The sequence below is a fragment of the Treponema sp. R6D11 genome, from assembly GCF_054786075.1.
Genome location: NZ_BDHD01000127.1, coordinates 1 through 5,053 on the forward strand (window position 1 = coordinate 1; position 5,053 = coordinate 5,053).

General features: G+C 39.9%; 9 protein-coding genes. 3 read left to right on the plus strand and 6 right to left on the minus strand.

Annotated elements, in window-relative coordinates:
- From ACYVTD_RS09595 to ACYVTD_RS09605, 3 genes are all read right to left on the minus strand, one after another.
- A partial coding sequence (locus ACYVTD_RS09595) for a dihydrodipicolinate synthase family protein (RefSeq protein WP_461247555.1) occupies positions 1-535 on the minus strand: 535 nt, incomplete at its 3' end.
- Positions 532-1,308 carry a 4-hydroxy-tetrahydrodipicolinate reductase gene (gene dapB / locus ACYVTD_RS09600; RefSeq protein ID WP_461247556.1) on the minus strand — a complete coding sequence of 259 codons (777 nt, stop codon included), beginning with the start codon at positions 1,306-1,308 and terminating at the stop codon, positions 532-534. The genes ACYVTD_RS09595 and dapB, both read right to left, overlap by 4 nt.
- Positions 1,305-2,678 carry an aspartate kinase gene (locus ACYVTD_RS09605; protein WP_461247557.1) on the minus strand — a complete coding sequence of 458 codons (1,374 nt, stop codon included), beginning with the start codon at positions 2,676-2,678 and terminating at the stop codon, positions 1,305-1,307. The genes dapB and ACYVTD_RS09605 overlap by 4 nt, the downstream gene beginning before the upstream one ends.
- Positions 2,679-2,827: 149 nt before the next feature.
- Here ACYVTD_RS09605 and ACYVTD_RS09610 point away from each other — a divergent pair, with 149 nt between their 5' ends.
- The 3 genes from ACYVTD_RS09610 to ACYVTD_RS09620 all read left to right on the plus strand — a co-directional run bounded on the left by ACYVTD_RS09610 (position 2,828) and on the right by ACYVTD_RS09620 (position 4,126).
- A complete protein-coding gene (locus tag ACYVTD_RS09610; RefSeq protein ID WP_461247558.1) occupies positions 2,828-3,559 on the plus strand; it encodes a YesL family protein in 732 nt (243 codons plus the stop codon).
- Between the two features lie 107 nt (positions 3,560-3,666).
- Positions 3,667-3,924, plus strand: coding sequence for a type II toxin-antitoxin system HicA family toxin (locus tag ACYVTD_RS09615; protein ID WP_461247559.1), 258 nt, complete (start codon positions 3,667-3,669; stop codon positions 3,922-3,924).
- Entirely contained in the window at positions 3,917-4,126 is a 210-nt protein-coding gene (locus ACYVTD_RS09620; protein WP_461247560.1) for a type II toxin-antitoxin system HicB family antitoxin, read from the plus strand. Before ACYVTD_RS09615 ends, ACYVTD_RS09620 begins: the two co-directional genes overlap by 8 nt.
- A 39-nt stretch (positions 4,127-4,165) precedes the next feature.
- Here ACYVTD_RS09620 and ACYVTD_RS09625 read toward each other — a convergent pair whose 3' ends face one another.
- The 3 genes from ACYVTD_RS09625 to ACYVTD_RS09635 form a co-directional block, all read right to left on the minus strand.
- Positions 4,166-4,354, minus strand: coding sequence for a hypothetical protein (locus ACYVTD_RS09625; protein ID WP_461247561.1), 189 nt, complete (start codon positions 4,352-4,354; stop codon positions 4,166-4,168).
- Positions 4,326-4,850, minus strand: a complete 525-nt coding sequence (locus tag ACYVTD_RS09630) for a hypothetical protein (protein WP_461247562.1) — start codon at positions 4,848-4,850, stop codon at positions 4,326-4,328. Before ACYVTD_RS09630 ends, ACYVTD_RS09625 begins: the two co-directional genes overlap by 29 nt.
- Positions 4,840-5,053: phosphodiester glycosidase family protein (locus ACYVTD_RS09635; protein ID WP_461247563.1), on the minus strand; the 214-nt coding region annotated here is incomplete at its 5' end. The genes ACYVTD_RS09635 and ACYVTD_RS09630, both read right to left, overlap by 11 nt.

A 5,053-nucleotide genomic window follows, 5' to 3' on the forward strand; every position in this document is an offset into this window, starting at 1 on the left:
CAATTTCCCTGATGACATCTCCCATCTGGTTTATGTCGCCTGAAGACTCTTTTACTCCGGCAATGTTTGGGATTTTCGCAATTTCCTTCATAAGAGGAGTGGGGATATTTTTACCTGTGCGTGATGCGATATTGTAAACAATGATAGGTATGCCGGGTTTTGCGGCGGCTTCAAAATGACGTAACATTCCGCTGTCGTTGGGTTTGTTGTAGTAGGGTGTTACTACAAGAGCCGCGTCTGCGCCGGAGCTTTTTGCGCGTTCAACATACTTTACCATGTGTTTTGTGTCGTTTGAACCTGCTCCGACAATAACTTTTATTTTTCCGGCGGCTTCTTTTACGGCAATTTCTATAAGTTTGTCTTCTTCGTCTTCATCAAGAGTTGGGTTCTCGCCGGTTGTTCCAAGCGGGACAATGCCGTCTATTCCTTCCGTTATCTGAAATTGAATAAGTTTGCGAAAACCTTCATAGTCAATTTCTCCTGATTGTGTCATCGGCGTAACAAGTGCCGTATATGCTCCGCGAAACTCTGTCATATATTCTCCTTGAATAAATCATTCATCATGTCGTCAACTGTAAAAACCCCATGCCGTTTTTTTGCCGTAAGCCACTTTGCGGCTTCTACCGCACCGGACGCAAAACCTTCGCGTCCGCGGGCTGTATGGGTAATTTCGATTGTATCTGCTTGGGAATCAAAAAACAAGCTGTGTGTACCGGGGACATTTCCCATTCGCAGACTTGGAAAGTGTAATTCGTCGGCTTCAGGTTTGCGCCCCATGGTTTCCCAGATAATTTTCTTTTTTCGCTTGATTCTGGAAAGTACGCCTTCAGCCAAAGTTTTTGCCGTTCCCGAAGGACTGTCTATTTTTTTATTATGATGAGCCTCAAAGCCGCCTACATCGTACTCTGAAAAATTATTTGCCAATTCTGCCGCATACCACGCAATGCGGTAAAACATATTTACCCCAATCGAAAAGTTTGACGCCCAAATAAGTGAGGCGTCCGCTTTCTCAATCGCTTTGGTTATATCATCAAGACGACCTTGCCATGCGGTTGTTCCAACTACTATGGGAATTTTCTTTTCCGCAAGAGCTAATATGTTTGTTACTGCCGTATCAGGTCTAGTAAATTCAATTGCCACATCAACAGACTTAAACTCTGCTTCTGCGATTGATTTTGATATTTTTACTCTCGCTTGGGTGTCTGCGGCAAACGGATCTACAATGGCTGAAATTTTATAACCTTGAGAGTGAGCGACTTGTTCTATCATTTTCCCCATTTTTCCGTAACCAATTAACGCGATATTCATTTCTTATCCTCCGCAGAATCTGACTCGGAACTTTTTAAAGCGTCAAAAAAATCGACATGAAGAGATTTAACAACTTCCGCCGCTTCTGTTTCGTTCACTATAAAACTGATATTTACCTTGCTCGCTCCTTGCGAAATCATCTGCACGGGTACGCCGATTAGCTGACAAATCCTAAAAGCCCTTGCCAGGATTTCAGAAGAGCGCTTAACATTGCCAATGATTGAAACTATCGCTTTTCCTGTTTTTACTTCCACACCTGCAATCTTACTCAATTCTTTTTTCACCTCGGCTAAATCGTATGCGGTATCCAGAGTTAGAGATACCGACACCTCGCTGGTGGCGACCATATCTATAGAAATATTGTACCTTGCAAAGATTGCAAAAACTTCCGAAAGAAAACCGTATTGTCCCAACATTCTTGTAGAGACAATATCCACAAGAGTTACATTGTGTTTTGAAGTAATTGCGCGTACTGGCGGACTTTTCTTTATCGAGTTTGACGCGCTTTCTATCCGTGTGCCGGGCGCTTCGATGTTATACGAATTTTTCACAAGGACTGGAGTTCCTGTCTTCATGCACGGCAGCATGGCTCTTGGGTGGAGGACTTGCGCCCCAAAGTAGGCAAGCTCCGCCGCTTCTTCGTAAGTAACATGTTGAACAGGTCGAGCTGTTTTTACAATTCGAGGATCCGCCGTTAGTATTCCATCGACATCTTTCCAAACTTGAACCTCGTCGGCTCTGCACGCAGCCGCGATCATTGTCGCCGAAAGATCCGAACCGCCTCGTCCAAGAGTTGTGATACTGCCTTTCTCGTCCTTTGCCAAAAATCCTGTTACAACAGGAAGAACATTACCCCTTATCTGCGGCTGAATTTTTTCGGGTATCAAATCCCAACTTTCTTTTAAAAGTTCGGCGCGTGTATAATCGGCATTGGAAATAAAACCGACATCCCATGCGTCAAAAGCCCTTGCGTTCATACCGGAGGCTTTTAAAAATGCCGCAGCAAGTCTGATTGAAAGCCGCTCGCCGAAGGAGACAAGATAATCTTTTGTTCTGGGAGTAAGTTCCCTAATAAGCGCGATTCCCGATAATAGCCGTGTAAGCTCGTCCAAGAGGTTTGAGATTTCTTTTTGAACGGGAAGTTTTAATTTTTTTACAGTTTCCAAGTGCAACTTTTCTACTTGTTTTATTTCGACTTTTCCTTCTTTTAAGGCAAGGTTTCCCGCTTCAAGAAGGTGGTCGGTTGTGTCTCCCATAGCAGATAACACCAGTACCGGTTTTTTTGTCATTTGAGTTTTTACAATACTTGCGACATGGCGTATTCTTTCCGCGTCCGCCACAGAGCTTCCGCCGAATTTCATTACTATCATTTCTTTCTCCTACACAAACAATGGCACTTTAATCATAATTATACAAAAAAACGCTCATTGGGGCAATGGACTGTAAATCGCTATTCTGTTATTATTTCCCTATGATTGGCTTTTTGATAAAAAAAACTTTATATGATTTATGGGACAATATGTTTAGGATTGTTCTGCTTAATTTGGGCTTTTTTCTTTGTACCGCTGTCCCGCTCCTTCCCGTTTTGCTCCCCGGTATTTTTGGCTCTAATTTGTTTGTATTGATATTTTCCGTTATTGGAATCCTTATCTGTTCGATATACCTTGCTACGGCGGCTTTTACGGTAAAATCAGTTTCCGATTACGGGAATTTTACTTTTCAGGATTTTTTCAAAAACATTAAAAAAGCGTGGCTTGCGGGAATAGCCATGTTTGTATTCTTATTTATTATTTATGTTGTATTGACGATTGTAATTCCGTTTTATTCAAGCATGGCTTCGTTATTGGGTTTAATTTTATCGGCAATTCTTGTGTGGGTAGTAATTTTCGCTTTTCTTTCTTTTCAATTTTATTTTTCCGTTTACTCAAGGCTCGGCATGAATATAATAAAATCTTTCAAAAAGTGTATGTTAATTTCTTTGGATAATACCGGCATGGCAATTTTTTTATTAATACACAATACGCTTGCTTTACTGGTTTCTATCATCTTTGTCTTTATGTTCCCCGGTCCCGCCGGCGTTCTTCTTTACCTTGACGAGGCATTGCGTCTGCGTTTACTAAAATACGATTACCTAGAAGCCAACCCCGAAGCCAACCGCAAAAAAATCCCCTGGGACGCATTATTGATAGAGGAACGTGAAAAAACAGGCAATCGCACTTTAAGGAATTTTATTTTCCCTTGGAAGGATTAATTCTGAAAGACCTCACACAAAGCTCACAAAGGAAGAGAAGGACACAAAGGGGGGGGGAAGGTCTTTGCTTGCTTTACTTTTTGTTAAAATTATTATATTGTTAATATATGGGACAATATGGAAAGTTGGTTCAGCGTATTTTATCAGGTCGGCAAGATAAATCAATATTGTTTTCCGAAGTTGTCTCATTAATGCAAAGGTTTGGATTTTCAATGCGCATAAAAGGAAGTCATCATATATTTTCTAATGAAGGTATAGATGAAATAATTAATTTGCAACCGGATGGTTCAAAAGCCAAAGCCTATCAGATTAAACAGATAAGGGAGTTAATGGTAAAATACCAATTGGGGGTAGAAGATGAATAAATATGAAATCATTATTTATTGGAGTGAAGCTGACAACGCATATATCGCAGAAGTACCTGAACTTGCAGGATGCATGGCAGATGGTAAATCATATTCAGAAGCTCTTAAAAACGCAGAAATAATTATTAATGAATGGATAGAAACGGCAGAATCTCTTGGGCGTGAAGTACCTGAACCTCATGGCAAATTAATGTATGCATAAAGATTTTATCTTTCCTTGGAAGGATTAATCTAGTCATTGTCAATATTCTGTTTCCATTCTCAATGCTACTATTGGTTCATCATTCAGCCAGTTTTTTCTTTCATCTATAATTATCTTATTTTTATTAATAATAGTTATTTCAATATTAAAAAAAGAACTATCTTGGTCATCATCTTCAAACATAGGGTAAAGTTCAATTTCAAGTGAATATATATTTCCATTTTCCATAACCTCCGCCACCCATCTCCTTTTGTCCCATACCAATGGTATGATCGGGGTCAAAACGATAATACCATTTGGTTCCCGGACCACCATCCCAGTACCCGATAAAAAAAGGCAAGTCATCTGGTAATTCTTCATACAAATAACCTCCAAAAACCCATCTATCATTCCCAACAGTTGTTCTATACCAATAATCAGTTATACCATTAATTGTATCCGTATAATCTTGCCTTGAGAATACTTCAATTTGTTCTCCGTATGTGTATGGTTTTTGACTTGCTCTTTCACTGCTAGTAGAAGGTCTGGTACGTTCTATAAGACCTTCTTTGGCAATAACATACATAAATTTTGGGAAGCCTTCCTGTGTATCATATGTTTCATAATCATTTAATTTTATACTTTCATTTTTTACTTCAGCAGGTCGCTCCAAATTATTATTTTTAGTACAACCCGATAAAATAATAATAAAAATAATCAACCTATAAAAATTTTTAGTATTCATACTGTAAACTCCTTTTTATTTTTACGCCTATACACCCTGCAACCGCTCTTTCCTGCCCTTGAATACCGCCGTGAATGGGAGTATTCACCACTCTTATTTTGCCGTCTGCAAAACGCATTGCAAGTGCGGTTGAGCCGCCGCCGTCAAAATTTATTCCTTCCCATGAACCAAGTTGGCGTAAAAGCAGAGCAGTCTCTTCTTCC

Bases quoted from the DNA above. Each gene is read 5' to 3' on its own strand.
- dapB (WP_461247556.1), bottom strand. From the start codon at position 1,308: ATGAATATCGCGTTAATTGGTTACGGAAAAATGGGGAAAATGATAGAA.
- ACYVTD_RS09605 (WP_461247557.1), bottom strand. From the start codon at position 2,678: ATGATAGTAATGAAATTCGGCGGAAGCTCTGTGGCGGACGCGGAAAGA.
- ACYVTD_RS09610 (WP_461247558.1), top strand. From the start codon at position 2,828: ATGTTTAGGATTGTTCTGCTTAATTTGGGCTTTTTTCTTTGTACCGCT.
- ACYVTD_RS09615 (WP_461247559.1), top strand. From the start codon at position 3,667: ATGGGACAATATGGAAAGTTGGTTCAGCGTATTTTATCAGGTCGGCAA.
- ACYVTD_RS09620 (WP_461247560.1), top strand. From the start codon at position 3,917: ATGAATAAATATGAAATCATTATTTATTGGAGTGAAGCTGACAACGCA.
- ACYVTD_RS09625 (WP_461247561.1), bottom strand. From the start codon at position 4,354: ATGGAAAATGGAAATATATATTCACTTGAAATTGAACTTTACCCTATG.
- ACYVTD_RS09630 (WP_461247562.1), bottom strand. From the start codon at position 4,850: ATGAATACTAAAAATTTTTATAGGTTGATTATTTTTATTATTATTTTA.